We start from the raw sequence: 22512 nt of genomic DNA, 5'->3' as shown, positions 1-22512 counted from the left end.
CCAACGTCATGCTTCCGAACGTAATCCTCGATGCCTCCGCGACGAAGTTCATCTCGCGCGTGGTCCGTTTCTCCGGTCTGCCCGCCGACGCCGGCTTCCGCCTCACGGTCACGGCCGGTGGCTGTTCGGGCTACAACTCGGAGTTCACGGTCGAGCCCAAGCCGCTGGACGGCGATGAAGTGCTTGAGCTGAACGGCGTCAAGATCTTCCTGCCCGCCGAAAGCCGGCTGATTCTCGAAGGCGTGACGATCGGCTTCGAAGAAACGCCGACCAAGAGCGGCCTGACCTTCGTCAACCCGAATGCGGCGCCTTGCGCGTGCAGCAGCTCGGGCGAATCGAGCGCCGCGCCGACCATGCAGACCGTCGAGATCTCCTCGATCGTCCGCAAGCCGGCCAGCGTTTCCTGATATTCACTTCGGACAGGGCATCGCCATGAGCACGCAAGAAGGCGCCAACGCGCTCGCCGGGTTCGATCCCGGCAGCGGCGGATTCGACGGCGACTTCGATCTCGCCGTGCTTGGCGGTGGCCTGCCGAAGGATGTCGAGGAACTCATCGCGGAGGGCGGTCGGCTCTGGCAGCAGCCAGAGCGCGCCCACGCCTTGCTGATCCAGGCCCGGGCGCTTGCGCCGGACCATCCCGCAACACTGATTGCGCTGTACCGCTTCTACTTCTACAGCCATCGGCTGGCGGAGTGCCGCGACATTGCCGACATTGCGCTCGCGACCAGCAGGTACGCGGTCGGGAGCAACTACGATCCGATCGAGGACGCGAAGGGCAACACGGCCGCGCGCTTCTATCTGTTCTGCCTCAAGGGGCATGCCTACCTCAATCTGCGGCTCGGTGAATTCGATGCAGCGCGTACCGCGCTCGATGAACTGCGCCGCCTCGATCCGCAGGATTGCGTCGGTGGCTCGCTGCTGGCCCTGGTGCTGCGCCGCTACGAGTCGGGTGACGACGAGTACGAGGACGCGCCCGCTCCGGCACCGCTGCGCAAGCCCTATGGCTGGGCCACCACGGAGCCCACGGCATGAACGCTCGTCTGGATACCGCCAGCATCGCCGCCAAGCGGCAGCGCCGCGAATCGCGCGCGGCGATGGATGCCGAGGACCGCATTCCCGCGATCGACTGGCAGGAGCAGCCGGTCGACTGCGCCAGCTGCAACTACAAGGCGCTGCTCGAAGAAGGCCGTTGCGAGCTTGCATACGCTTGCATCAACGATCGTTATGCGCGCCGCATCGACCGCTTCTTCCGCTTCAACCCGGAAACGTCGAACGACAATCTCGCGCATCCCTACTTCGAGGTGCGCTCGCTGGCCTGCAAGAACGCCGATGTGTTCCGCCTGCCGGCGCTGATCGACGATCCCGACGAAACCGTGCGTCTGTCGATCGCCATGCGCCTGCCGCAGCGGCTGCTCCAGCGCATGAAGGACGACGAGTACCGCGAGGTGCGCATCCGCGTCGCCGCGCGGCTCGATCCCGAATATCTGCCCGGCATGATCCGCGACGTGGACTATCACGTGCGCGCGCTGGTCGCTCGTCGGCTCCCGCTGGCACTGCTCGCCACCATGGTCAATGATCGTGACGAGCAGGTGCGTTGCGAGGTGGCCGAGCGCATCGACATGCCGGCACTGCTCATGCTTGTTGCCGACCGGACGCTGGAAGTGCGCCGCATCGTTGCGCGCCGCCTGCCGGTCGGGCTGCTCGACCGGCTTGCCGGCGATGTCGAATGGCTGGTGCGCTGGGAGGTCGCGCAGCGCGCGGGCCCGGCACTGCTGGCACGGCTGGCCGAAGACGAGGACGAGGAAGTGCGATCGGCTGCCCGGTCGCGTCTCGCGGAAGCGGCGGCTGCGGCCGCTGGCGTTTCTCACGACAGCCACGGAAAGGAGCAGAACCATGGGTGACATCGTTCGCGACAGTGAAGTCGTCGAAATCACCGAACCGCCGCGTTTCGGCTTCGGCGAGCGCGTGATGGCTCGCAGCGTGATCCGCAACGACGGGACCTTCAACGGTCTCGACGTTGGCGTGGTCCTCGTGCAGAAGGGCGATCTCGGCTACGTCCGGTCGATCGGCACCTTCCTGCAGCAGTACTACATCTACGCCGTGGAGTTCGTCGAGCACGGCTATCAGGTGGGCATGCGTGCCAAGGAGATGTGCACGCTCGACGGTCTGCCCGACGAAGTCATCGATCAGCTCAGTCCGGAAGCCCAGGCCTTCATCCGTGACGCCGGCAAGAAGCAAGTTGAAGAAGAGGAAGAACAATGATCGAGCCGAGAGACGCCAAGTACCAATGGGGCCAGCGGGTTGTGGCACTGGACGACCTGATCAACGACGGCAGCTTCCCCGACCATCCGGTCGATGCGCTGCTGGCGCGCGCCGGCGACATCGGCGAGATCGTCCAGGTCGGCCACCATGTCGACGCGAACATTCCGGTCTACCTCGTCGAGTTCAACGGACTCGTCGTCGGCTGCCTGGAAGAAGAGATTGCCGTGCCCGAGCGCGGGCTCGCGCCAGCGGCCTGATCGCCTGTCATGAGCCCCCCAGCCGCACTCGCAATTGCTCGCATGGAGGTGCCCATGACGCACTCTGGCCCCCGCGCCTCGTCGCTTGACCGCAAGCGCATCGAGCGCGCCATCAAGGATCGCGTGCGCTACAAGTACGTGCATCCCGAAGTGCTGCCGGCCGAGCCGGGCTGGCGCATCGTCAGCCCCTGTTGCTCGCGCAACGTCGATCCGGACGGCGGCGTCATCGACATCGCCTGGATCGAGCCGCTCAAGGCGGGCGGCTGGCGCCTGCATTCGCGCGACCATGCGAAGCAGGCCTGGGTCGCCCAGCAGGATTCGCTCCGCATCGACGCGCTGCTCGAAGCGATCAAGCTCGATCCGCAGCGCGTGTTCTGGCCCTGACGAGCGAGCCCAGCCATGGATGCGAACTGGATCTACCTCGACAACAATGCGACCACGGCGCCTGCGCCCGAGGTGGTCGCCGCGGTCAACGACTGCCTGCTGAACAGCTGGGGCAATGCCTCGTCGTCGCATGCGGTCGGCCAGATTTCCAAGCAGAAGCTGGTGGCCGCGCGCGGCGCGATCGCCAAGTTTCTCGGCTGCAAGCCGGCCGAGGCGGTGTTCACCAGCGGCGCGACCGAGTCGAACCACATGGCCATCCTCGGCTCGCTGGCGCGTGGGGAAAAGAAACGGCTGGTGCTGAGCGCCGGCGAGCACGCGAGCATGCAAAAGCTTGCAAGGCAGCTCGCGGCGGGCGGTTACGGCGGCCATGCGGTGCAGGTCGATTTCATTCCGGTCACGCCGCAGGGCACGCTCGACCTGGCCGCCGCCGCCCAGCTCATCCGCGACGATGCGGCGCTGGTGTCGGTGATGTCGGCCAACAATGAAACCGGCGTGCTGATGCCGGTGGCCGAGATCGCTGCGCTGTGCAAGGCGGCGGGCGTGCCGCTGCATGTCGATGCGACCCAGTCGGTCGGCAAGCTGCCGTTCAACTTCGCCGAGAGTGGCGCCGATCTGGTGTCGGTGTCGGCGCACAAGCTGCACGGCCCCAAGGGCGTCGGCGTGCTGCTGATGCGCTCGGGCCTGGCCTGGCCGGCGCTGTTCGCGGGTTCGCAGGAGCGCAACCGGCGCGGCGGTACCGAGAACCTGCCGGGCATCGCCGGCTTCGCGGCCGCGGCCGAGCGCCTGATGAACGGCGCAGAAAAGATTCCAGAGACGGCCGCACGCATCGCCGCGTTGCGCGACCGCCTCGAAGCCGGCCTCAAGGCCGCGCTGCCGGGCACGGTTGTTTTCGCGGATGGCGCGCCGCGGCTGCCCAACACGTTGTACCTGCGCTTCGGCGCCCTCGATGCCGACGTGGTGCTCAACCGCATCGAGAAGCTTGGCGTCATCGCTTCATCCGGGTCGGCCTGTTCGGCCGGCGGCAGCGAGCCGTCGGCCCTGCTGGTCGCCATGGGCGTACCGCGCGATCTTGCGTTGTGCGCCATCCGTCTGTCGCTTTCCGACGCCACGACCGATGCGGAGATCGCGCGCGTCATCGAGGTCATTCCGGCCGCGCTCGCGCCCTTGCTGGGCGAGCAATCCGATCCCGACGGCAAGCAGCTTGCCGCCTGAACCGATCCCCAAGTTCCAACCCATCCGGAGCCTCAAATGAAAGTCATGATCCGCAGAGCTGGCAACGGCGTCCTGTCCGCCTACGTGCCCAAGAAGGACCTCGAAGAACCGATCGTCTCGCAGGAGAAGGAAGGCATCTTCGGCGGCCTGGTGACGCTGGCCAACGGCTGGCAACTGGCCATCCCCGAAATGCCCGAAGGCACGACGCTGCCCGTCACCGTCGAAGCCAAGAAGCTGGCCAGCAGCGACGAAGACTGAGGAGGCGAGCCATGGCACTGACCCTCGAACAGCTCCAGGAAGCCGGCGCGATCCTGACCGTGGCCGAAACCGTGCGGACTGCCGCCGCGCAACTGCGCGCGCGCTTTCCCGGCGTGGCGGCCTCGGTCGTCGACGCCTACGACATGAAGAACGAAACGCCGGCGGTCAAGACCGGCGAACGGGCGCTCTACCTCATGGAAAACGAAGGTCACTGCTGGTCCATCACCCAGGACCCGGCGCGTGCCTCGGCTTTCGTGCTGACCGGCGTCTGAACCGCGCCTCTCCTCCTCCTGCCCACCCCCTAGATTCGGAGCGACCATGGCAACCGAAGGCGACTGGATCCCACTGTCCGATCCTGACCTGAGCCAGCGCGAACTTGAGCTGGTGCTGGCGACCATGCAGTCGCCGCAACTGTCCAGCGGCCCGATCGTCGAGGCCTTCGAAGCGACCATGGCCGACTGGCTCGGTCGCCAGTACGGCATCGGCGTGGCCAGCGGCACCATCGGCATCTGGCTGGTGCTGCGGGCGATGGAAATCGGCCCGGGCGACGAAGTGATCGCGCCGGCCTACGGCTGGCACCAGGTGGCGCATGCCATCACGCTGGTCGGTGCCACGCCGGTGTTTGCCGACATCGACTACTGGTCGGGCTGCCTGGCGCCGGCCAAGGCCGAGCTGAAGATCGGCCCGCGCACCAAGGCCATTCTGGCGAGCAACACCAACGGCCATCCGGCTGCCTGGAAGGAGCTGCGCGAGCTGGCCGACAAGCACGGCCTCAAGCTGATCGAGGACTCGACCGAAGCCATCGGCTCGCGCTACCTCGGCAAGATGGTCGGCACCTTCGGCGATGCGGCGGTATTCGACTTCTCGCAGCCGTCGGCGCTGTGCGCCGGCTCGGGCGGCATGATCGTCACCGACGATCCGACGCTGGCGACCGAGCTGAACTATCTGCGCGAACGCCGGGTGAAGGATCGCAGCTCGGTGTCGGTCGGCAGCCGCGTGCCGCTCCAGGCCGGCATCAGCGAAGTCACGGCCGCCATCGGCGCGGCGCAGATCGAGCGGGTCGACGAGATCCTGGCGCGCCGCAAGGCGGTCGAGGGCTGGTACCAGCAGCACATGGAAGCCTTCGAGGGCATCAAGCCGCCCTATCTCGGCCCCGATGTGGACGAGGTGCACTGGATGCTCTACGTGGTGCACCTGGGCAAGCGCTTCACGGCCAGCGCGCGCGCGCAGATCGTGGAAGACATGGAAACCCAGGCGGTGGAATGCGCGGCCTACTGCCATCCGCTGCACCAGCAGTTCCACTACCAGACGCTCGGCTGGAAGCGCGGCCTGCTGCCCGATACCGAACGCATCGGCGACCGGGCACTGGCGCTGCCGCTGCACGGCCATGTGGAGGAAGACCAGGTGCGCTTCATCGTGAAGACGCTCAAGGAAACGTCCATCAACATCGGCGCGGGCGTCGCCATCTACTGAACCTCTTGCACAAGAAGGACTGCCATGACTGCCTCCGTCTCCGACATTGCCGCCGCCCTCAACGCGGGTGAAGTGATTCCCTATCTTGGCCCGAGCACGCTGTCGCTGTGCCCCGGCGCCACCGTGCCGCCGACGCCGGAAGCGCTGGCCGAGCTGCTGACCTCGAAGGTCACCGTGCCGCACAAGATCCGCAAGCGGCTGACGCAGGCGGCGCAGTTCATCGAGAACTTCAAGCACCGCAAGACCATCGTCACGCTGATGAACGACGCCTATGCGGCGACGCCGGAACCGTCGGCGCTGCATCTGGCGCTGGCCCGCAGCGCGGCGCCGGTGGTGGTGGCGGCCTGGTATGACGATGCGCTGCGCGAAGCCTTCGTGCGCGAGCGCGGCACCGCCGCCGACGCGGCCTGGGGCCAGGTGCAGGGGCTGTCGCAGTCCGAGCATTTCGGCACCTGGACCGGCGCCTACGACGCCACCGGCGCCATCGCCGAAGCCGTCTCGCCGGCGTGGAAGACCATCGTCTACCAGCCGATCGGCGGCCATGCGCCGGCGGGCAACTTCCTGGTGTCCGATTCCGACTATGTGGAAGTGCTGACCGAGATCGACATCCAGACCCCGATCCCCGCCGAAGTGCAGGCCATCCGCACCGGCCGCAGCTTCCTGTTCATCGGCACCCGCTTCAACGACCAGCTGCCGCGTGCCTTCGCGCGCCAGATCATGAAGCGTTCGTCGGACCGCCACTGGGCCGTGCTGCCCGAAGCGCCGACCCGCATGGAACAGCGCTTCATGGAGGAACAGAACATCACGCGCATCGACATGCCGCTCGATGTGTTTGCCGCCGAGCTGGCTGCCGCGATCGGCGAAACCGCTGCGGCCTGACGAGCTTGACCAGGGCCGGCGCACAACGGCCCTGCGGCAAGCCTGCGCAATCCGCGCACCAAGCCCCGCAACGGGTCCACCCACGAGCCATCACATCACAACAGGAGTAACTGCCATGGCCACCCTCACCATCAATCCCGCCGGTTCCACGTTCGAATTCACCGCTGGCCAGACCCTGCTGTCGGCCCTGCTGGCGGCCGGCGCCGTCATCGGCCACAAGTGCGAAGGCAACGCCAAGTGCGGTTCCTGCCACCTGTTCCTGACCGAAGGCCGCAAGAGCGTGACCAAGACCACGCCGGCCGAGAACGCCAAGCTCGACGAACTCGTCGGTGTGGGTTCGAAGTCGCGTCTGGCCTGCCAGGTCACGCTCGGCGAGGAAAACGTGACGGTCGAGCTGCTCAAGCTCTGATCGATCGCATACGCGGGTCGCGCGGGAGCACAAGGCTCGCGCGACCGGCAGAGGAAACGGCGTGCCCGGAGCGATCCGGCACGCCGTTTCTTCGTTTGCGGCGGCGCTATTGCCGTTATTGCTTGACCAGTTCGTAATACAGCACCGGCCGGTCGCCGACGGTGTTGTCGAGCTTGAACTCGAGCCGCGTGCCGGTCATGACCAGCGGCCGCTCCTCGATGCGATTGCCCTGCAGATCGAGCGCATAGAGCTTCCAGTTGCCGGTGCGGATGAAGCGCGCGGTGATGATCGAGCCGCGGATGGTCACGGGCAGCTTGCCCCAGTCGGCAATGGTCTTCTCGGCCGTGTCCGAGAACTTCATCCCGGTGTTGCGGGCGTCGGTCAGATGCACCAGCAGCACATGGTTGGAGATGGTCAGCGGCAGGTCGTCGAGGCTGTGCGCCGAGGCGGTGGCGTTGGGCGTGCTGGGCGACACCATCCAGAAGGTGCGGCCGCCGGTCGGCAGCTCGCCATAGGTCACCAGCTCCGACTTGGGCGTGATGATGCGGGCGGTGCGCTTGCGCAGGTCGTAGGTGATCTGGTTGCTGTCGTTCTGCAGGATGTCGGCGGTGGCGTCGGTGATGTTGCCGGCCGGCAGGCCGCCGTATTCGCGCGCGCGCGCCGCCACCTCGTACCACTGGCCGATGCTGGTCTCGACGCTCGAATAGCCGGGCCGCACGGTCGGCGCGTATTCCTCCTTCACGCGGAAGGGCTCGCGGAAATAGGCATAGGCCGGCTTGCTGCCGGGGCCGATCCAGTTGCCGGCATCGTCGACCTTGCTGCCCGGCACGATGCCGATCTTGTAGAGCAGGGATCGCTTGCTGGCGAACGGCGCCAGATTCATGGTCCAGGGTGAGGCGGTGGTGATGGCCAGCGCCTCGGGCTGGCGCATCACGTAGCCGAGCGCGCTCTTGCCTTCGGCCACGTCGCCGCGCCGGTACAAGAAGGCGTTGATGCGGTCGACTGCGGTCAGGATCGGATCGCCCCAGATCTGGAAGGTCTCGATGCGCTGGCGCGAGGCATAGGGCGTGGCCGGGTCGTAGCGCAGTGCGTCGTGCTGGGCGCCGAACGAACACAGCCCCTGCCAGCCCTGATGCGAGGCGAAGGCGCCGGCCAGCGCGAATTCGCGCCGGTAGCGGTTCCAGAACACCTGCGAGGCCTCGGTGAGATAGAAGGGCCGGTCGAGATAGCGGTGCTGGGCGGCGATGCGCAGATAGCTCAGCGCATTGTCGAGCGCGCTGTCGTCGCGGATGCTGCCGCCGAGGCCATAGCTGTTGGGATGGTCGTGATAGACGTTGTAGGTCATCGCGGTCGCGGGTTCGCGCGCGAAGTCCTCCTCCCAGCTGTTGCGCACATTCATGTTGCTGAACACGCCGGTGTAGCCGCGCTCGGCCAGGTAGTCGCGCATCCAGGTGGCGAGCGCGCTTTCGGTGGCGATCATGAAGCGCGCGAAATCCTGGCTGCGGGCATCGCTGCGCGCGGCGTAGGCCGGCAGGGCCACGCTGCCGGCGGCCGGGTCTTCGGTGCTGGCGGGCGGGCTGGCGGCCCAGGCGGCGCGCCAGGCGGCGGTGCTGCCGTAGCGGTCGAGCAGCCAGCGATTCCACGGCGCCGCCAGCTCGGGCTCGAAGGCCTGCTTGAAGCCGGCCTTGAAGACGATGCCGCCCTCGTTGACGCCGATCACCAGCTTGAGCGCCGGATCGCGCAGCAGCGTGCGGCCGGTATAGGGATTGACGCTGGCGAGCATGCGGTCGACGGCGGCCTTCCAGTCGGCGATGTAGCGGCTGTCGTAATGCAGCCGCAGCTTGCCGCGATCCCAGCCGATGGCATTGAGCGTGGCGGTGCTCATGAAGCTGGCATCGCCCGAGTACACGTCGAGCGCATAGCCGATGCCGGCCGCCGCCAGCGCCGCCGTGAGCCGGTAGAAGCGGTCGAGCTTCACCGGGTCGAAATCGCGGTCGACCGCGCGGGGCTTGTTGAGCAGCGCCTGGTCGAGGTAATGCAGTCGCACCAGGTTGTAGCCGCGCCGGCGCACCTCGGCCACCAGCGCGGTCATGCCGGCATCGGTGTCGGGCAGGATCAGCGTGGTCATGGTCCAGTTGGCGCACAGCGCGCGGTCGCGCCTGGCATAGGGCGCGAGCACGTCGGACAGGTCGAGCGCGCTGCCGGGCTGGACCGCGAGTTCCACATCGACCAGCGGGCGCCAGAGACTGGCGGCCGCCAGGTAGTCGGGCTGGGTCGCGCCGCTCGCGGCCGCGATGCCGGCGCGCGCGGTGCTGGCGGTGGAGGCGGCCGGCTCGGCAACCGCGGTCGCGCCGCCTTCCGGCACATCGTTGCTCGCCGGATCGACATGGATGTTGGCCGGCGCGACGTGCGGCTCGGGCGCGTTGCCCGAACCGCCGCCACAGCCGCCGAGTGCAAGCGCCAATGCCGTCAGCCAACCGATGCGCGGTCGTCGGTGCCGCTTTTTCCATTGCCTTTCCATGTCGTCGCTCCCTGCCTGCGTTTCAAAGGCTGAAACAGGTAGCACGATCGACTCGGGAAAGACCCGCACTTGCTTTCATAGCGCGGGCTTGCTGAGCGACGGTCGATTTGGCGCGACGAGTAACGATTTTTCCCGGCTTGAGCCAGCCGCCAGACTCGTTGGCTTGCCGGTGCGGGGCCGGTCGAGGTGCGCAGGCAATGTCGCGCCGGGCCCGCGCGCGCCCCTCCACCGCCCTCCGCCGCAGCCCATCTCGCCCATGCACGACCTGTCCCTCATTGCCACCCTGGCCGGCGCCCTCGCCGTCGCCCTCGTCTTCGGCTGGATCACCCGGCGCGCGGGCCTGTCGACCCTGGTCGGCTACATGCTGGCCGGCGTGGTGGTCGGGCCGTACACGCCAGGCTTCGTGGCCGACGGCCAGCTCGCGGCGCAGATGTCGGAGATCGGCGTGATCCTGCTGATGTTCGGCGTCGGCCTGCATTTCCATCCCGGCGAGCTGCTCCAGGTGCGGCGCATCGCGGTGCCCGGCGCGGTGGCGCAAAGCGTGGTGGCGACGGCGGTCGGCTGGGGCGTGGCGCGTGCCTGCGGCTGGGAGAACGCCGGCGCGCTGGTGTTCGGCATGGCGCTGGCGGTGGCCAGCACGGTGGTGCTGATGCGCATGCTGGTCGAGCGCGACCGGCTCGGCACCCATGCCGGCCATGTGGCGGTCGGCTGGCTGATCGTGGAAGACCTGTTCACCGTCATCGCGCTGGTGGTGCTGCCGGCGCTGGCCGCGCCGCAGACCACGCCGGGCCAGCTCGCCGGCGATCTGGCGCTGGCCTTCGGCAAGGCGGCGCTGTTCGGCGCGCTGGTGTGGCTGGTGGGCACGCGGCTGGTCGGCTACGGGCTGGAGCGCATCGCGCGCTCGCAGGCCGGCGAGCTGTTCACGCTGGCGGTGTTCGTGGTGGCGCTCGGCGTGGCACTGATCGCGGCCGAGGTGTTCCATGTGTCGGTCGCGCTGGGCGCCTTCCTGGCCGGGCTGGCGATCGGCCAGTCGCGCATCGGGCCGCGCGCGGCGGCCGACATGTCGACCTTCCGCGACGTGTTCTCGGCGCTGTTCTTCGTGTCGGTCGGCATGCTGTTCAACCCGGCGGTGGTGGTCGAGGCGCCAGTGCTGGTGGCGGCGGCGCTGGTGGTGGTGCTGATCGTCAAGCCGCTGGTGGCGCTGGTGATCGTGCGCCTGCTCAAGAGCAGCGCGCGCACCGGTCGCATCGTTGCCGTGGGGCTGGCGCAGATCGGCGAGTTCTCCTTCATTCTCGCGGCGCTCGGCCGGTCGGAAGGCATGCTGCCCGACCAGGGCTTCGACGTGCTGGTGTTCGCCGCCATCGTCTCCATCGCCATCAATCCGCTGCTGTTCCGCTGGGAAGCCGGCTACGAGGCGCGCCGGCTGGCCGCCGGTGGCGCGGCCGACGAACCCGATGCCGAGCCCGCAGCGCCCGAGTTTGCCGAAGCCAGCCGCGAGCTCACGCAGGACATCGCGCGTACCGGCGCCGACACCGTGCTGCTGGTGGGCCTGGGCGCGCTCGGCCGGCGCGTGGCCCAGCGCTGCGCCACGGTCGGCATGCCGCTCGGCGTGATCGGCGAGGACGCCGGCGTGCTCGATCCGCTGCGCCGCGCCGGCCTGCGCGCGGTGCAAGGCGATCCGCAGGCGCCCGGCGTGCTCGAAGGCGCGGGCATCGCCCAGGCGCGGCTGTTCGTCGTGGCCGACGGCACGCTCGACTCGAAGATGGCGCTCTGCCTGCTGGCGCGAAAGCTCAATCCGCGGCTGGCCATCGTGGTCGCGGCACACAGCGATGCCGAGCGGGTCTGGCTCAACGAGTTCGGCGGCACGCATGTCTGCGATGCCATCGACGAGCTGGGCGAAGCCATGCTGCGCACGATGCGCGCCGCGCTCTGACCGATACTCGCGGCTTCCCTCCGCTCATCGCCCGCCGCCATGTCGCACGACCACGCACCGCCCGTCTTTCTGCCCGCCACCGATGCGACCGAGGCGCAGGTCGAGCAGCTGGTGCGCCGCTTCTACGAGGCCGCGCGCAACGACGAGCTGCTCGGCCCGGTGTTCGACGCCCATGTGCACGACTGGGAACAGCACTTCGCGGTGTTGCAGGATTTCTGGTCGCATCTGCTGCGGCGCACCGGCCGCTATCAGGGCCGGCCGCTGCCCCGGCATGTGGACTTGCCGGTCGATGCGAAGCACTTCGCGCGCTGGCTGGAGCTGTTCTCGGCCACCGCGCGCGAGACGCTCGGCGAGGCGGCCGCCGCCTTCGCCATCGAGCGCGCGCGGCGCGTGGCCGACACCTTTCTCGTGGCGGTCGAGGCCAACCGCGAGCGCTGAGCCGGCTCAGCCGTGGCCGGCGATGCGCAGCAGGCCGAGCGTCTGCGCGCGAATCTGCCGCAGCACTTCCGCATCGAGCCGGTTGAGCCAGCGCGTCGGCAGCGCCTGCGCGCCGCAGCGGGCGCCGGCCAGCATGCCGGCCAGCGCGCCGGTGGTGTCGGCATCGTCGCCGCAGTTCACCACCGCGATCAGGCAGGCCTCGAAGTCGTCGATGGCGAGTACGTGGTGCAGCACGGTCTGCACCGTGTCGACCACATAGCCGCTCGCGCGCCCCGGCCACGGCGTGTGCCTGAACGCCGGCCAGCGCGTGACGAGGGCATCGGCCTCGGCGCGCAGCCCGGCATCGCCGTCACCGCGCAGCAAGCGGCGCGCGATGCGGCCGAGCCCGAGCGTGCCGGCATCGGACAGCGCATGGTTGTGCGTGATGCGCGCCTGCGCCAGCGTCCAGGCCTCGAAGGCGGCGTCGTCGTGCAGCGCCGCGATGACCACCGGCAGATTGCGCATCGCCGCGCCATTGCCGCCGTCGCCCTCGTTGTACGGGCCGGCGAGCGAGCCGTCGGCCAGATAGCGCCGGATGCCGCGTCGGCAGGCGTTGCCGCAGTCCACTGGCTTGCCGCGCAGCCAGCCGGCAAAGGCGTCGGCCACCGCGCGGGCGTCGAAGCCGTTGTGCGCCACCAGCGCATCGCCGAGCGCCAGCGACATGGTCGTGTCGTCGGTCACCTGACCGGCGCGCAGCTTGAGCCAGCCACCGCCGGTGATGTCGCGATGCACGCCGAGGTTGGCGGCGATCTCGCGCGGCGTCATGAACTCGACGGTGGCGCCGAGCGCATCGCCGATGGCGAGGCCCAGATAGGCGCCGAGCGCCCGGTCGAGCAGGGCAGGGTGCAGGTCAGACATAGCTCGCCTTCACACGGTATTCGCCGCCGAGCGCGATCACCTCGCCCTCGCCGGCCAGCAGGGACTGGCCGAGCAGCCCCGGAAAGAACAGCAGCTTTTCGACCGCTACCTCGGTCTCGAGCATCCAGTCGCCAAAGGCCTCGGCATGCGCGCGCGACAGGCTGAACGAGACCAGATTGTTGAGATGCACGACACCCTGCCGCTCGCGCAGGCTGCCTTCGACAAAGCGATGCTCGCCCAGCCCGTTGACGCAGCGCCACGCGCGCACCGTGTGCGCGCCCTGCGGCCGCGCCGGCAGATGAAAGCGCCGGATCGCCCACTGGCAGTACTCGAACAGCAGATCGAGCTGCATGTTGATGCAGTTGCCGTGGAAGCGACTGGTCATCTTCTCTTCGATGTAGCGCACCCAGGCGTCGGACGGAAAGCGGCCGAGCGCGCCGTGATGCCAGGTCGGCACCAGCCCGAAGCGGCTCTCGACCCAGCCCTTGAGCACCGCGCCCTGCGGCCCGTTCGAATCGAAGCCCCAGCCTTCGAGCAGCTTGAGATAGCTCGACTTCCAGCGCAGCCGTTCCGAGCGCTCGCGCGCCGCGTGATCGGCGACGAGGCCGAAGGCCATGCGCATGTACTGGCGGAACACGTCGGCGGCTTCGCCCAGGTCGCCGACGCGGTCGAGCTGGTCGAACAGCCCGCGCGCCGACGAGCGTGCGCCGGCAATGCTCAGATGCGCCGGCTTGTCGTTGAAGCCGACCGCGCCGATCCATTCGGCCGACACGCCGACCACATTGGTCGTGGCCCAGGCATGCGGCAGGTCGCGGTCGTGATGAGGGGGGATGTGGGGCATGAAGGCGACCGAGAGGCGCGCGCAGTCGCTGCGCGCGCGGGCCGCCAGCTTAGGCGGGGTCGCAGCTCTTGACGCTTGCGGCCGCGCAACCTTCGAGATTGCCCTTGGGCGCGGCGCCATCGGCGCGTGGCGCGAGGCCCACGAAGCCGTCGACCGCCTCAGCATCGAAGCCGACCATGCGCACCTCGCCCACCTGCATCAGCGGGCGGCGGATGAGCAGCGGCTCGGCCAGCATCAGTGCCAGCGCCTGATCGCGGTCGAGCTCTTCGGGAACGATTTCGTGGTCGCGCACCTTGGGTGCCGCGCGGTTGAACCATTGGTCGACCGGCAGCGGATCGAGGAAGGCCAGCAGCGATTCACGCGTCCACGGTTCGGCCAGCAGGCTGCGCACATCGAGCGTGTGGCCGGCGGCGCTGAGCATGGCCTTCTGCTTGGCATTGCCGCCGCAGCCCGGCTTCTCGAAGAAGACGATGTGCGTCATGTCAGGCCGCCTTCTGCTGCTCGGCCTTGACTGCCTTCTCGACGGCGCGCAGCAGGTGCAAGCATTCCTCGTTGGCGACCATGTCGAGCGCGGTGTAGTCGTCGGCCGACTTGAGCAGCACGTCGGCGCCGGCCTTGAGCAGCTGCACCACGGCTTCGGTCTTGCCGGCCGAGGCGGCGTACATCAGGCAGGTGGCGCCGTTGTCGTTCTGGTTGTCCACGTCGACGCCGCCCTCGACCAGCACCTCGATGGTGGCCGGGTCGTTGGCGAAGCAGGCCAGCCACAGCGCGTTGTTGCCGTCGGCATTGCGGGCGTCGAGATCTGCGCCGGCATTGACCAGCGCAGCGGTCATCGCGGCATCGCCGAGGCGGGCAGCGCGCATGACCGGCGTGGTCTTGTTCTCGATCGTGCCGTTCACGTCGTCGCGCGCAAAGCCCTGCGCTTCGAGCCAGTCGGCCAGATCGGCCGGGATCGGGCCGGCGGCCTTGGCGGCCGGCTTGACCATGATGCGTTCGTACTGTTCCCAGGCTTCGTAGCCGCCGACCAGGTCGTGCACGTTGGTGAAGCGGAAGTCGGCAAACATGCTCGCGAAGGTCTGGCTCGCATTGCCGTGGTAGCAGTAGATGAACAGCGGCGTGTCGCGCGGCAGCTGGCCCACGTAGCCGCCGAAGCTGCGGTCGTCGAGTCGCTCGGCGCCTTCGATGTGGGCGGCGGCATAGGCGCGCGGATCGCGGCAGTCGAGGATGCGCACGCCGTCCTGCTTGATGAAGCTGGCGGCGGCGTCGGCGGTCAGGCGGCGGAAGGGCAGGCTCATGTTTCGCTCCGTTCTTGCGGGTTCGCGGCGGCGTCGCGATGGGCATAGGGCGCTTCGCTGCGGATGCGCGCATCGACCATCGGCAGGCCGAGGCTGAAGTGATAGACCGTTTGCAGGCGCGTGCCGGTGATGCCCAGCGCCTCATGCACGGCGTCGTCGAAGAAGCAGCCGATGCCGGTGCCGCGCAGGCCCACGGCTTCGGCTTCGAGATAGAGCACCTGGCCGAGCAGTCCGGCTTCCCAGTGCAGCTCGCGGTAGCGCCACGGCGCTTCGTCGAGCGTGTCGTCGTATTCGGCCACGAAGGCCATGGCCACGCAGCAGTCGCCGGCGATGGCCTGACCGCAGCTCAGGCGGCGCGCGATGAACTGCACCGCCACATCGTTGAGGCGGTAGAGCGGCAGATGCTCGGGCGCGCCTTCGACGCGGGTCCACGCGAATTTTTCGTCGAGCCCCATGCGCAGCAGCGCATGCGCGAGCGAGCTGCGCGGCAGCGCATACACGCCCGGCTCCAGCCCGTCGACGCGATGCACGAACAGCACCGGATGCACGCGCGCATGCGGGCCCCAGACATCGAGCGGCACCGACGCCGGGCTGACGAGCGCATCGAGCATTGGCCAGAGCTGGGCGGCGCTCATGCTGTGCTTGCGGTCGAACTGCTGGGCGCTGCGGCGGTTGCGGATGAGGGCTGCGGCCGGGACGCCAGCGGGCGCGGGCAGGCTGCGCTGACCGCCGGCATCGGTGTCGGGCTGGCGCGCGAGCGGCGGGCGCTGAGTGGCGCTTGCAACGTCGTCGATGACCGGCCACTTGTACATCGGCCAGCGGTCGACGCGCGTCGCGCTGCCGATCCATTCGATGAAGGCGGGCTCGGCCGCCTCGCGCGCATCGCCCGAGTAGCTACCGAAGCCGATGTCGACCAGCCCTTCGGCGTCCTCATGCTCGACGCCCTTGAAATCCTGTTCGCGGTCGACGCCGACGCGCGATGCGACGCTCTCGCTCGACAGCGTCTCGTTGAGCTTGGCGGTCCAGCCCAGGCAGGCGGCGGCATAGCGCAACGTGCCGAGCGCATGGCCCATGTCGAGCTGGCAATAGCGGAAGGCGCGTTCGCCGTACTTCCAGGCTTCGCGCCAGTGAATGCTGGTCAGGCCGAGCTGCAACAGCGGCGCGCCTTCATGCGCGGGCTGGAACTGGGCGCGTTGTTCGAGCGCATGTTCGCGCGGCAGGTAATGCCACACGCCGTCGGCGAGGCCATCGATGCCGCGCGCGACGAGATAGGTTTCGGTCGGATGCAGGTTGCCGCTCGACGGCGCGCAACGCAGCGACCAGCGATCGGGTCCGGCTTCCTTCCATGCGGCGAGCGCAAACGACAGCTCAAGCAGCGCGCCGATCGCAGCCAGCGTGGGCGCAGCAGGCGGCACATGCCCGAGTTCGTCGAAATGCACTGTCAGCCCATCGGCCGACAGCGGCAGCAGCACGCGGCTGCAACCTTCGTAATGCCGGAACGGATCCGGCGGCGACGACCAGTCGATCGTCTCCGGACCGCGCGCATAGCCGTCGAGGCGATGCTTGGTCCGCTCGTGATAGGCCCGCACCCGCTCCGGCGCGGGCACGGCGGGGTCGCGCTGGGCGACGCTCGCGATGGGGATGGTGCGGGCCTGGGTCATTGCATCAGACCGGACGGTTCTCGTTCGGGTTGCGCACCGGACCTTGGCGCTTCACGCCTTCTTCGTAGCTGATCTCTTCGTACTTGGTGTTGAACTTGAGCGCAGCGTTGGCGATGGCGTCGGTCTTGCCGGCGGTATCGAGCTTCTTGATGTCGTTCTTCTCGATGTAGAGCATCTGCAGCAGCTCGTTGTTCACCGTCGATTCGTCGATCGGCAGCACGTAGAACGGGATGCCGTTGTAGGTGACCTGGTACTTCGACGAGAGGTCGACGTTGTTGCAGAACAGGAAGTACTTGCCGGTCGGCTTGACCGAGTCGCCCAGCACTTCGGCGACGTTCTTCAGCCATTCGAACGACAGCAGATAGCCGGCGAAGAAGCTGATGTAGCCCTCGCTGTCTTCGGCGGTGGCCATGACCTGGTCGCAGGTCAGGAGCGGCGGACGGGCTTCGTCGGCGAGCTGCGTGTCGAAGACCAGGGCGAGTTCGCCGCGGAAGCCGAAGCGGCCTTCCTTCTTGGTGGGGGCCTTCAGCACCGGGTTCAGAAGCCGGTTCTCGGATTCAAGGCGCGCGAACGCAGTCTTATCGATGGTTGTCATGAGGATTTCCTTGGGGGTCGTTGCGGAGCCAGTCCGCCGTTTTGAAAAAGGCCTGCATCAGCTGGGCACGAAGAACGCCGTCTGTCACAACGCTCTCCAGTGCGCCCTTCATGCAGAGAAGCCAGGCGTCGCGCTCCGCCGGTCCTATGCCGAAGGCGGCGTGCCGCATGCGCAGGCGTGGATGACCACGCTCCGCGCTGTACGTCTTCGGTCCGCCGAGCCATTCCGAAAGATACTTTTTCAGTACTGCTTTCGTTGGCCCCAGGTCGGGCTCATGCATCGCACGGATGGCGGCGGCTTCGGGCAGCGTGTCCATCAGCCGGTAGAACTCATCGACGATTCGGTCCACGGCCTCTTGGCCGCCGACGAGCGCGAAATGCGGATTGAGCGAGGGTGCAGTCCTGGGTTCCATGACCGGACCCAGCAACGTCCGTACCAAGCGCTGCCACGTCTGCAATGCCGGCCCGTTTCATGAACAACGGACGCGCGCGCATACGCGTGCGCGCCAACGCGCGCGGGCGTTGGCACTAGGGAAGCGGGCAGGCGCCAGTCGCGATCGCGCTGCCATGCGGCGCAATGCGACAAGTTGTCGGGCGGTTTGTCGTGCTGTGCCCTTCGTTACGCCGGAACCGGCTTTTGTCAGGTTTCACACAAACCACACGCAGCTTTCTATCGCGCCGATAGCTGGCAATTTCTATTTAAAAATCAATGGCTTGAATAAAAACCACATCGGTGGCACGGCCGTTGCGATAGTTGGCCTGCGCGGACCATGACTTGCCGACAAGTGGCTGAACAACAAGACCGATAAAGGCACCAGAGGCTGCATCGAGGTCGCGACACCGCAACTCGCATTTTCAACCGAAGCTTTACCGGAGAACTGTAATGGCCTCACTTCGTCAAATCGCCTTCTATGGCAAGGGTGGTATCGGCAAGTCCACCACCTCCCAAAACACCCTGGCCGCTCTGACCGAGCTGGGCCAGAAGATCCTGATCGTGGGCTGCGACCCGAAGGCTGACTCGACCCGCCTGATCCTGCACGCCAAGGCGCAAGACACCATCCTGTCGCTCGCCGCCGAAGCTGGCTCGGTCGAGGATCTGGAGCTCGAAGACGTCATGAAGATCGGCTACAAGGACATCCGTTGCGTGGAGTCCGGTGGTCCGGAACCGGGCGTCGGCTGCGCCGGTCGCGGTGTTATCACCTCGATCAACTTCCTGGAAGAAAACGGCGCGTACGAAGGCGTGGACTACGTCTCGTATGACGTGCTGGGCGACGTGGTGTGCGGCGGTTTCGCCATGCCCATCCGCGAAAACAAGGCGCAAGAAATCTACATCGTCATGTCCGGCGAAATGATGGCCATGTACGCCGCCAACAACATCTCGAAGGGCATTCTGAAGTACGCCAATTCGGGTGGCGTGCGTCTGGGCGGCCTGGTTTGCAACGAGCGCCAGACCGACAAGGAACTGGAACTGGCCGAATCGCTGGCCAAGATGCTCGGCTCGAAGCTGATCCACTTCGTTCCCCGTGACAACATCGTGCAACACGCCGAACTGCGTCGCATGACCGTCATCGAATACGCCCCGGACAGCAAGCAAGCCGGCGAATATCGCCAGCTCGCCAGCAAGGTGCACAACAACGCCGGCAACGGCACGATCCCGACCCCCATCACGATGGATCAGCTCGAAGATCTGCTGATGGAACACGGCATCATGAAGCAAATCGACGAATCGCAAGTCGGCAAGACCGCTGCCGACCTCGCCGCCTAAGACGAGAGTCGAGGGTCGAGAGCCGGGCGCGGGGATCTTGCGTCTACCGCGCCGGCTCGGCCGGTAGTGCCCCCCGCTCCCGGTCGGCTGTTTCTCACGCCCGACTCTGCTCTCTCCACTCTCGCATTTCCCCAACGAACGGAGCGCAACCATGAGCATTACCGTTGATGACAAGAAGGCCGCCAACAAGGCCCTCATCGATGAAGTTCTGAAGGCCTATCCCGAAAAGATGGCCAAGAAGCGTGCCAAGCACCTCGGTCAATACGAGGAAGGCAAGCCCGATTGCGGCGTCAAGTCGAACATCAAGTCCCTCCCGGGCGTGATGACGATTCGTGGCTGTGCCTACGCCGGTTCCAAGGGCGTGGTCTGGGGCCCGATCAAGGACATGATCCACATCTCGCACGGTCCGGTCGGCTGCGGTCAATACAGCTGGGCTGCCCGTCGCAACTACTACATCGGCGTGACCGGTGTGGATACCTTCGTGACGATGCAGTTCACGTCGGATTTCCAAGAAAAAGATATCGTTTTCGGCGGCGACAAGAAGCTGGAAAAGATCATCGACGAAATTCAGGAACTGTTCCCCCTCAACAAGGGGATCTCGGTTCAGTCGGAATGCCCGATCGGCCTGATCGGCGACGACATCGAAGCCGTCTCCAAGAAGAAGACGAAGCAATTCAACGGTCACACGATCGTTCCGGTTCGCTGCGAAGGTTTCCGCGGCGTGTCGCAATCGCTCGGCCACCACATCGCCAATGACGCGATCCGTGACTGGGTGTTCGACAAGACCGATCCCAACAAGCGCCCCGAGTTCGTCTCGACCCCGTATGACGTCGCGATCATCGGCGACTACAACATCGGTGGTGACGCCTGGTCGTCGCGCATCCTGCTGGAAGAAATGGGCCTGCGCGTCACGGCTCAGTGGTCGGGTGACGGCACGATCGCCGAACTCGAAAACACCCCGAAGGCGAAGCTCAACGTTCTTCACTGCTACCGCTCGATGAACTACATCAGCCGGCACATGGAAGAAAAGTACGGGGTGCCCTGGGTCGAGTACAACTTCTTCGGCCCGACGATGATCGAGAAGTCGCTGCGCGAAATCGCTTCGCACTTCGACGACACCATCAAGGCGAACGCCGAGAAGGTCATCGAGAAGTACCGTCCGCTGGTTGACGCCGTCATCGCCAAGTTCAAGCCGCGTCTGCAAGGCAAGAAGGTCATGCTGTTCGTGGGCGGTCTGCGTCCCCGTCACGTGATCGGCGCCTATGAAGACCTGGGCATGGAAGTGGTCGGTACCGGCTACGAATTCGGCCACAACGACGACTACCAACGCACGACCCACTACGTCAAGGATGGCACGCTCATCTATGACGACGTGACCGGCTACGAATTCGAGAAGTTCGTCGAGAAGGTTCAGCCTGACCTCGTCGGCTCGGGCATCAAGGAAAAGTACGTGTTCCAGAAGATGGGCGTGCCGTTCCGTCAGATGCACAGCTGGGACTACTCGGGTCCGTACCACGGCTATGACGGTTTCGCGATCTTTGCGCGTGACATGGACATGGCGATCAGCAGCCCCGTCTGGGGCCTGACGAAGGCGCCCTGGAAGAAGTAAGCAAGCGGATCGGGTGATGGGCGTGGCAACACGCCCGTCCCCAACGCTGACGGGCCCTATACGAAAAACCACCCCATCCAAGTCACCCGGTTCACGTCATACCTGCAAGGAGCACAACCATGCCGCAAAGCGCAGACAAGGTCCTCGACCACGAATTGCTTTTCCGCGAGCCCGAGTATCAAGAGATGCTCGCGAAGAAGAAGGACTTCGAATTCAATCACGCCGATTCCAAGATCCAGGAAATCGTGCAGTGGACGAAGACCGAAGACTACAAGCAGAAGAATTTCGCGCGTGAAGCGCTGACCGTGAACCCCGCCAAGGCCTGCCAGCCGCTCGGCGCCGTGTTCGTGGCCAACGGCTTCCACAAGACGCTGTCGTTCGTGCACGGTTCGCAAGGCTGCGTTGCCTATTACCGTTCGCACTTCTCGCGTCACTTCAAGGAACCGACCAGCTGCGTGTCTTCGTCGATGACGGAAGACGCCGCCGTGTTCGGTGGCCTGAACAACATGATCGACGGTCTGGCGAACTCGTACAACCTGTACAAGCCCGACATGATCGCGGTCTCGACCACCTGCATGGCCGAAGTTATCGGCGATGACTTGAACGCCTTCATCAAGACGTCCAAGGACAAGGGCAGCATCCCGGCCGAATACGACGTTCCCTACGCTCATACCCCGGCCTTCGTCGGCAGCCACATCACCGGCTACGACAATGCGCTCCTGGGCATCCTGCAGCACTTCTGGGATGGCAAGTCGGGCACGACCGAACCGCTGGTTCGTCAGCCGAACGAATCGATCAACTTCATCGGTGGCTTCGACGGTTTCGTCGTCGGCAACATGAAGGAAATCAAGCGCATCTTCGGCCTGTTCGGCATCGACTACACGATCATCTGCGACCCGTCGGAAGCCTGGGCCACGCCCACGGATGGCGAGTTCCGCATGTACAACGGCGGCACGACCAAGGAACAAGTGGAAAAGGCGCTCAACGCCAAGGCCACGATCGTGTTCCAGGAGTTCAGCTCTGCCCGTACCGCCAAGTACATCCGCGAAAAGGGCCAGGAAGTCGTCGTGCTGAACAGCCCGGTCGGTGTTGCCGGTACCGATGCGTTCCTGATGGAAATCTCGCGCCTGACGGGCAAGCCGATTCCCGCCGAACTCGAAAACGAGCGCGGTCTGCTGGTCGACGCCATGGCCGACAGCCAGGCTCACCTGCACGGCAAGCGTTTCGCCCTCTACGGCGACCCGGATCAGATGATCGGCCTCACGCAGTTCCTGCTGGAACTGGGCGCGGAACCGGTTCACGTCCTGGCCACCAACGGCGACAGCGACTGGGAAGCCAAGCTGCAAGGCATCTTCGATGCCTCGCCCTACGGTTCGAGCTGCAAGGCTTACCCGAAGCGCGACCTGTGGCACATGCGTTCGCTGCTGTTCACGGAGCCGGTCGACTTCCTGATCGGCAACACCTACGGCAAGTACCTCGAACGTGACACGGGCACCCCGCTGATCCGTCTGGTGTTCCCGATCTTCGATCGCCACCACTACCATCGTTACCCGATCTGGGGCTACGAAGGCGGCATGCGCGTTCTCGTCACCTTCCTTGACGAGTTCTTCGAAACCCTGGATACGAACACGATCATCCCGGGCAAGACCGACTACTCGTACGACATCATTCGCTGATTCGAACGCATGCCGGGTTGCCGGCGTGTTTCAGAAGGCCACCCTCGGGTGGCCTTTTTTTGTGGCTGGGCAGTTCACGACAAAAGCGCTTGTAGCAAACCCTTCAAACCCCGGAGACAAGTCGCCAATTTCTGTGCTTGTTTGGTTA

General features: G+C 66.3%; 25 protein-coding genes. 17 read left to right on the top strand and 8 right to left on the bottom strand.

The window, feature by feature from the left end:
- The first annotated feature begins 8 nt into the window (after positions 1 to 8).
- The 12 genes from B9P64_RS02545 to B9P64_RS02490 all read left to right on the top strand — a co-directional run bounded on the left by B9P64_RS02545 (position 9) and on the right by B9P64_RS02490 (position 7134).
- Entirely contained in the window at positions 9 to 407 is a 399-nt protein-coding gene (locus B9P64_RS02545) for a HesB/IscA family protein (RefSeq protein WP_085314704.1), read from the top strand.
- A gap of 25 nt (positions 408 to 432) precedes the next feature.
- The gene (locus B9P64_RS02540; RefSeq protein WP_235839877.1) at positions 433 to 1032 is read left to right on the top strand and encodes a tetratricopeptide repeat protein; all 600 of its coding nucleotides are present in this window, start codon (positions 433 to 435) and stop codon (positions 1030 to 1032) included.
- A complete protein-coding gene (locus tag B9P64_RS02535; RefSeq protein WP_235839876.1) occupies positions 1029 to 1901 on the top strand; it encodes a 4Fe4S-binding leucine-rich repeat protein in 873 nt (290 codons plus the stop codon). Before B9P64_RS02540 ends, B9P64_RS02535 begins: the two co-directional genes overlap by 4 nt.
- Positions 1894 to 2262 carry a nitrogen fixation protein NifZ gene (locus B9P64_RS02530; RefSeq protein ID WP_085314703.1) on the top strand — a complete coding sequence of 123 codons (369 nt, stop codon included), beginning with the start codon at positions 1894 to 1896 and terminating at the stop codon, positions 2260 to 2262. Before B9P64_RS02535 ends, B9P64_RS02530 begins: the two co-directional genes overlap by 8 nt.
- Positions 2259 to 2519 (top strand): nitrogen fixation protein NifZ, encoded by a 261-nt coding sequence (locus B9P64_RS02525; protein ID WP_085314702.1) that lies wholly within the window; start codon positions 2259 to 2261, stop codon positions 2517 to 2519. Before B9P64_RS02530 ends, B9P64_RS02525 begins: the two co-directional genes overlap by 4 nt.
- 54 nt (positions 2520 to 2573) lie before the next feature.
- The gene (locus tag B9P64_RS02520) at positions 2574 to 2903 is read left to right on the top strand and encodes a DUF3024 domain-containing protein (protein ID WP_085315080.1); all 330 of its coding nucleotides are present in this window, start codon (positions 2574 to 2576) and stop codon (positions 2901 to 2903) included.
- A 15-nt stretch (positions 2904 to 2918) separates the two neighbouring features.
- Positions 2919 to 4115 (top strand): cysteine desulfurase family protein, encoded by a 1197-nt coding sequence (locus B9P64_RS02515; RefSeq protein ID WP_085314701.1) that lies wholly within the window; start codon positions 2919 to 2921, stop codon positions 4113 to 4115.
- A 36-nt stretch (positions 4116 to 4151) separates the two neighbouring features.
- Positions 4152 to 4373 carry a putative nitrogen fixation protein NifT gene (nifT, locus tag B9P64_RS02510; protein WP_085314700.1) on the top strand — a complete coding sequence of 74 codons (222 nt, stop codon included), beginning with the start codon at positions 4152 to 4154 and terminating at the stop codon, positions 4371 to 4373.
- A gap of 11 nt (positions 4374 to 4384) precedes the next feature.
- The gene (locus tag B9P64_RS02505) at positions 4385 to 4645 is read left to right on the top strand and encodes a hypothetical protein (protein WP_085314699.1); all 261 of its coding nucleotides are present in this window, start codon (positions 4385 to 4387) and stop codon (positions 4643 to 4645) included.
- Between the two features lie 46 nt (positions 4646 to 4691).
- A complete protein-coding gene (locus tag B9P64_RS02500) occupies positions 4692 to 5846 on the top strand; it encodes a DegT/DnrJ/EryC1/StrS family aminotransferase (protein ID WP_085314698.1) in 1155 nt (384 codons plus the stop codon).
- Positions 5847 to 5870: 24 nt separating this feature from the next.
- Positions 5871 to 6725, top strand: coding sequence for an SIR2 family NAD-dependent protein deacylase (locus B9P64_RS02495; protein WP_085314697.1), 855 nt, complete (start codon positions 5871 to 5873; stop codon positions 6723 to 6725).
- A 115-nt stretch (positions 6726 to 6840) separates the two neighbouring features.
- Positions 6841 to 7134: a 2Fe-2S iron-sulfur cluster-binding protein gene (locus tag B9P64_RS02490; protein ID WP_085314696.1), complete on the top strand. Its 294-nt coding sequence runs from the start codon at positions 6841 to 6843 to the stop codon at positions 7132 to 7134.
- 115 nt (positions 7135 to 7249) lie between these two features.
- Here the strand turns inward: B9P64_RS02490 and B9P64_RS02485 are convergent, their stop codons facing one another.
- Entirely contained in the window at positions 7250 to 9655 is a 2406-nt protein-coding gene (locus tag B9P64_RS02485) for a hypothetical protein (protein ID WP_176256694.1), read from the bottom strand.
- 256 nt (positions 9656 to 9911) lie between these two features.
- On the opposite strand from B9P64_RS02485, the gene B9P64_RS02480 reads away from it, so the two are divergent.
- Positions 9912 to 11588, top strand: coding sequence for a cation:proton antiporter (locus B9P64_RS02480; RefSeq protein WP_176256693.1), 1677 nt, complete (start codon positions 9912 to 9914; stop codon positions 11586 to 11588).
- A gap of 39 nt (positions 11589 to 11627) precedes the next feature.
- Positions 11628 to 12026, top strand: a complete 399-nt coding sequence (locus B9P64_RS02475; RefSeq protein WP_085314693.1) for a group III truncated hemoglobin — start codon at positions 11628 to 11630, stop codon at positions 12024 to 12026.
- Positions 12027 to 12032: 6 nt separating this feature from the next.
- Here B9P64_RS02475 and draG read toward each other — a convergent pair whose 3' ends face one another.
- Genes draG through B9P64_RS02440 form a run of 7 tightly spaced genes read right to left on the bottom strand, consistent with a single transcriptional unit; the run spans position 12033 to position 17727 of the window.
- On the bottom strand, positions 12033 to 12923 hold the full coding sequence (draG, locus tag B9P64_RS02470) for an ADP-ribosyl-[dinitrogen reductase] hydrolase (protein WP_085314692.1): 891 nt from the start codon (positions 12921 to 12923) through the stop codon (positions 12033 to 12035).
- Positions 12916 to 13764, bottom strand: a complete 849-nt coding sequence (locus B9P64_RS02465) for an NAD(+)--dinitrogen-reductase ADP-D-ribosyltransferase (RefSeq protein WP_085314691.1) — start codon at positions 13762 to 13764, stop codon at positions 12916 to 12918. Before B9P64_RS02465 ends, draG begins: the two co-directional genes overlap by 8 nt.
- Positions 13765 to 13813: 49 nt before the next feature.
- Complete coding sequence (locus B9P64_RS02460; protein WP_085314690.1) at positions 13814 to 14245, bottom strand: ArsC/Spx/MgsR family protein; 432 nt, start codon at positions 14243 to 14245, stop codon at positions 13814 to 13816.
- A gap of 1 nt (position 14246) precedes the next feature.
- Positions 14247 to 15059, bottom strand: coding sequence for an ankyrin repeat domain-containing protein (locus B9P64_RS02455; protein ID WP_085314689.1), 813 nt, complete (start codon positions 15057 to 15059; stop codon positions 14247 to 14249).
- On the bottom strand, positions 15056 to 16720 hold the full coding sequence (locus B9P64_RS02450; RefSeq protein WP_085314688.1) for a nitroreductase family protein: 1665 nt from the start codon (positions 16718 to 16720) through the stop codon (positions 15056 to 15058). Before B9P64_RS02450 ends, B9P64_RS02455 begins: the two co-directional genes overlap by 4 nt.
- Positions 16721 to 16724: 4 nt before the next feature.
- Positions 16725 to 17315, bottom strand: coding sequence for a hypothetical protein (locus B9P64_RS02445; protein WP_085314687.1), 591 nt, complete (start codon positions 17313 to 17315; stop codon positions 16725 to 16727).
- The gene (locus B9P64_RS02440; RefSeq protein ID WP_085315079.1) at positions 17299 to 17727 is read right to left on the bottom strand and encodes a group II truncated hemoglobin; all 429 of its coding nucleotides are present in this window, start codon (positions 17725 to 17727) and stop codon (positions 17299 to 17301) included. The genes B9P64_RS02445 and B9P64_RS02440 overlap by 17 nt, the downstream gene beginning before the upstream one ends.
- A gap of 470 nt (positions 17728 to 18197) precedes the next feature.
- On the opposite strand from B9P64_RS02440, the gene nifH reads away from it, so the two are divergent.
- The 3 genes from nifH to nifK all read left to right on the top strand — a co-directional run bounded on the left by nifH (position 18198) and on the right by nifK (position 22364).
- Positions 18198 to 19079, top strand: coding sequence for a nitrogenase iron protein (nifH, locus tag B9P64_RS02435; protein WP_085314686.1), 882 nt, complete (start codon positions 18198 to 18200; stop codon positions 19077 to 19079).
- A gap of 151 nt (positions 19080 to 19230) precedes the next feature.
- Positions 19231 to 20688 (top strand): nitrogenase molybdenum-iron protein alpha chain, encoded by a 1458-nt coding sequence (nifD, locus tag B9P64_RS02430; RefSeq protein ID WP_085314685.1) that lies wholly within the window; start codon positions 19231 to 19233, stop codon positions 20686 to 20688.
- Positions 20689 to 20807: 119 nt separating this feature from the next.
- Entirely contained in the window at positions 20808 to 22364 is a 1557-nt protein-coding gene (gene nifK, locus B9P64_RS02425) for a nitrogenase molybdenum-iron protein subunit beta (protein ID WP_085314684.1), read from the top strand.
- Positions 22365 to 22512: the final 148 nt, after the last annotated feature.

This window comes from Derxia lacustris (assembly GCF_002105195.1).
GTDB classification, from domain to species: domain Bacteria; phylum Pseudomonadota; class Gammaproteobacteria; order Burkholderiales; family Burkholderiaceae_E; genus Derxia; species Derxia lacustris.
Note: the sequence above shows the minus strand (reverse complement) of the source record. Positions and strands in the feature narration are given on the sequence as shown.

Bases quoted from the DNA above. Each gene is read 5' to 3' on its own strand.
- B9P64_RS02545 (WP_085314704.1), top strand. From the start codon at position 9: ATGCTTCCGAACGTAATCCTCGATGCCTCCGCGACGAAGTTCATCTCG.
- B9P64_RS02540 (WP_235839877.1), top strand. From the start codon at position 433: ATGAGCACGCAAGAAGGCGCCAACGCGCTCGCCGGGTTCGATCCCGGC.
- B9P64_RS02535 (WP_235839876.1), top strand. From the start codon at position 1,029: ATGAACGCTCGTCTGGATACCGCCAGCATCGCCGCCAAGCGGCAGCGC.
- B9P64_RS02530 (WP_085314703.1), top strand. From the start codon at position 1,894: ATGGGTGACATCGTTCGCGACAGTGAAGTCGTCGAAATCACCGAACCG.
- B9P64_RS02525 (WP_085314702.1), top strand. From the start codon at position 2,259: ATGATCGAGCCGAGAGACGCCAAGTACCAATGGGGCCAGCGGGTTGTG.
- B9P64_RS02520 (WP_085315080.1), top strand. From the start codon at position 2,574: ATGACGCACTCTGGCCCCCGCGCCTCGTCGCTTGACCGCAAGCGCATC.
- B9P64_RS02515 (WP_085314701.1), top strand. From the start codon at position 2,919: ATGGATGCGAACTGGATCTACCTCGACAACAATGCGACCACGGCGCCT.
- nifT (WP_085314700.1), top strand. From the start codon at position 4,152: ATGAAAGTCATGATCCGCAGAGCTGGCAACGGCGTCCTGTCCGCCTAC.
- B9P64_RS02505 (WP_085314699.1), top strand. From the start codon at position 4,385: ATGGCACTGACCCTCGAACAGCTCCAGGAAGCCGGCGCGATCCTGACC.
- B9P64_RS02500 (WP_085314698.1), top strand. From the start codon at position 4,692: ATGGCAACCGAAGGCGACTGGATCCCACTGTCCGATCCTGACCTGAGC.
- B9P64_RS02495 (WP_085314697.1), top strand. From the start codon at position 5,871: ATGACTGCCTCCGTCTCCGACATTGCCGCCGCCCTCAACGCGGGTGAA.
- B9P64_RS02490 (WP_085314696.1), top strand. From the start codon at position 6,841: ATGGCCACCCTCACCATCAATCCCGCCGGTTCCACGTTCGAATTCACC.
- B9P64_RS02485 (WP_176256694.1), bottom strand. From the start codon at position 9,655: ATGGAAAGGCAATGGAAAAAGCGGCACCGACGACCGCGCATCGGTTGG.
- B9P64_RS02480 (WP_176256693.1), top strand. From the start codon at position 9,912: ATGCACGACCTGTCCCTCATTGCCACCCTGGCCGGCGCCCTCGCCGTC.
- B9P64_RS02475 (WP_085314693.1), top strand. From the start codon at position 11,628: ATGTCGCACGACCACGCACCGCCCGTCTTTCTGCCCGCCACCGATGCG.
- draG (WP_085314692.1), bottom strand. From the start codon at position 12,923: ATGTCTGACCTGCACCCTGCCCTGCTCGACCGGGCGCTCGGCGCCTAT.
- B9P64_RS02465 (WP_085314691.1), bottom strand. From the start codon at position 13,764: ATGCCCCACATCCCCCCTCATCACGACCGCGACCTGCCGCATGCCTGG.
- B9P64_RS02460 (WP_085314690.1), bottom strand. From the start codon at position 14,245: ATGACGCACATCGTCTTCTTCGAGAAGCCGGGCTGCGGCGGCAATGCC.
- B9P64_RS02455 (WP_085314689.1), bottom strand. From the start codon at position 15,059: ATGAGCCTGCCCTTCCGCCGCCTGACCGCCGACGCCGCCGCCAGCTTC.
- B9P64_RS02450 (WP_085314688.1), bottom strand. From the start codon at position 16,720: ATGACCCAGGCCCGCACCATCCCCATCGCGAGCGTCGCCCAGCGCGAC.
- B9P64_RS02445 (WP_085314687.1), bottom strand. From the start codon at position 17,315: ATGACAACCATCGATAAGACTGCGTTCGCGCGCCTTGAATCCGAGAAC.
- B9P64_RS02440 (WP_085315079.1), bottom strand. From the start codon at position 17,727: ATGGAACCCAGGACTGCACCCTCGCTCAATCCGCATTTCGCGCTCGTC.
- nifH (WP_085314686.1), top strand. From the start codon at position 18,198: ATGGCCTCACTTCGTCAAATCGCCTTCTATGGCAAGGGTGGTATCGGC.
- nifD (WP_085314685.1), top strand. From the start codon at position 19,231: ATGAGCATTACCGTTGATGACAAGAAGGCCGCCAACAAGGCCCTCATC.
- nifK (WP_085314684.1), top strand. From the start codon at position 20,808: ATGCCGCAAAGCGCAGACAAGGTCCTCGACCACGAATTGCTTTTCCGC.